The sequence below is a fragment of the Desulfovibrio sp. 1188_IL3213 genome (assembly GCF_036763145.1).
Classification (GTDB): domain Bacteria; phylum Desulfobacterota; class Desulfovibrionia; order Desulfovibrionales; family Desulfovibrionaceae; genus Desulfovibrio.
Genome location: NZ_JBAIYR010000354.1, coordinates 1 through 2,382, shown reverse-complemented (window position 1 = coordinate 2,382; position 2,382 = coordinate 1). Strand labels below are relative to the sequence as shown.

Sequence of the window (2,382 nt, the reverse complement as noted above, 5' to 3'; positions counted from 1 at the left end):
CCGTGCCGAAAGCCTGCGGGTTCTGGTGTCCACAGGGTGAAGCAAGGCGCGCCCCGCGTCAAGAGGGCAGTGCCGGCCACGTTTTTTACGCTTGATCCGGGCCTGTGCGGCACGGCTTGAGGGCCTGCCGCCGGGTGATTTGACGGGGCAGGGCGGTGATGAAAAAAGCCTGTTCCGCAACACTGCCAATATTGACTTTCCCCCCCTTCCCGGCATAATTACGCCTCTTTTTTGCGTGCAGTATTTAACCCTCGCCCGGCGGGCGATACAAGGAGTGAGAATTGGCAAAAAACCGCGCATTGCAGCAGTGGCGGGTGGAGGATTCCATCGAACTGTACGGCATCCGCAATTGGGGGGCCGGATATTTTGACGTTTCCGACGCGGGCGAAGTGGTTATCTGCCCGCAAGGCCCCAAAGGCCCGCAGGTTTCCATACCGGAGATCATCTCCGGCCTGCGTGACAGGGGCTATGACATGCCCGTGCTTCTGCGCGTGGAAAATATTCTCGACTCGCGCATAGCGAACATTCATGAAAGCTTTCGCAAGGCCATAAAAAATCTCGGCTATACCGGGGCCTACCGGGGCGTTTTTCCCATCAAGGTGAACCAGCAGCAGCAGGTGGTGGAAAAGATCGCCCAGTTCGGCGCGCGCTACCATCACGGGCTTGAGGTCGGCTCAAAGGCCGAGCTGATCGCCGCGGTGTCGCTCATGCAGGACAGGGAAGCCTGCATCGTGTGCAACGGGTACAAGGACGAAGAGTTCATGGATCTGGGCCTTCAGGCCCTGCGCATGGGCTTTAACGTGTTTTTTGTGCTTGAAATGCCCAGCGAACTGAACGTGTTGCTGGAACGCAGCAAGGCTCTTGGCGTTCGCCCCAATATCGGCGTGCGCGCCAAGCTGGCCGTAAAGGCCGGCGGCCACTGGACGGATTCCGGCGGCGAGCGTTCCACCTTCGGCCTTTCTCCGGCCCAGGTGGTGGACGTGGTGGATACCCTCAAAAGCCACGACATGCTGGACTGCTTCAAGCTGCTGCATTACCACCTTGGTTCGCAGGTTTCCAACATTCGCGATATCCGCACGGGCGTGATGGAAGGCGCGCGCCTTTACGTGGGCCTTATCCAGGAAGGCGCACCTATGGGTTACCTTGACCTGGGCGGCGGCCTGGCTGTGGACTATGACGGTTCGCACACCAACTTCATTTCCTCGCGCAACTACAATATGGATGAATACTGCACCGACGTGGTGGAAACCATCATGAGCATCCTGGACGTGGAAAATGTGCCTCACCCGCACATCATCACCGAGTCCGGCCGCGCCACCGTGGCGTATTATTCGGTGCTGCTTTTCAATGTGCTGGACGTAAGCACCATTGAAGAGGCGCAACTGCCCGAAAATCTGCCCGAGGGCATGCCCGAGCCGGTGCAAAACCTGAAGGAAACCTTGGCTAACATCAGTCTGCGCAACCTGCAGGAATGCTATAACGACGCCATCTATTATCGCGATGAAATGCGCCAGCTTTTCTCCACCGGCCGGGTGAACCTGCGCCAGCGCACCATTGCCGAGCGTTTTTTCTGGGCCATCATCATGCGCATTGCCCAGGAAAAAACCCGCCTCAAGAATGTTCCCCGCGACCTGGCCGACATTGATGTGAGCCTGGCCGACATCTATTACGGCAACTTCAGCGTGTTCCAGTCCTTGCCCGATACCTGGGCCATTGACCAGCTTTTCCCGGTCATGCCCATACATCGGCTCAGGGAATTCCCCTCGCGCCATGCCATCATTTCGGACATTACCTGCGATTCCGACGGCCGTATCGACCAGTTCATCGACCCCCAGGGCATGAAGCCCACGCTGGAGCTGCACCCCCTGCGTGATGGCGAGGAATACTATCTTGGCGTGTTCCTTGTGGGCGCATACCAGGAAACCCTGGGCGACCTGCATAACCTCATGGGCGACACCAACGTGGTGTCCATCCGTGTGGCCGAGGATGGAAGTTACGAATACGTGCGCGAAATTCGGGGCGACTCTGTGGCGGACATCCTCAGTTATGTGGAATACGATCCCCGCCGCATTCTTGAAGACCTGCGCAGCACGGCGGAACTGGCCGTGCGACAGGGCCGCATTTCGCCAAGCGAGAGGTTTTCGGTCATGCAGGCTTTTGAAGACGGCCTGCGCGGCTATACTTATTTTGAAAGATAAACTGAAAAACAGGTTTTTTGAAACAAAACGGCCCGCGCCAAAAGCGCGGGCCGTTTTGTTTGTTGCCGGTCAGGATCGCCGCAAGACTTCCTCGCCGTAGTTGCGGAGCACCTGCGGCAGATTTTGCAGCAGTTCGCTCACCTGAGTGCCGGGGTTGGGCGCGCAGTGCGCCGCCAGCAGGCGG

Annotated in this window: 1 protein-coding gene; it reads left to right on the top strand. The window is 58.3% G+C overall.

What is annotated here, in order from left to right; all coding sequences use genetic code 11:
• Positions 1 to 281 precede the first annotated feature (281 nt).
• Entirely contained in the window at positions 282 to 2,198 is a 1,917-nt protein-coding gene (gene speA / locus V6C16_RS11345; RefSeq protein ID WP_333535187.1) for a biosynthetic arginine decarboxylase, read from the top strand.
• Positions 2,199 to 2,382 lie beyond the last annotated feature (184 nt).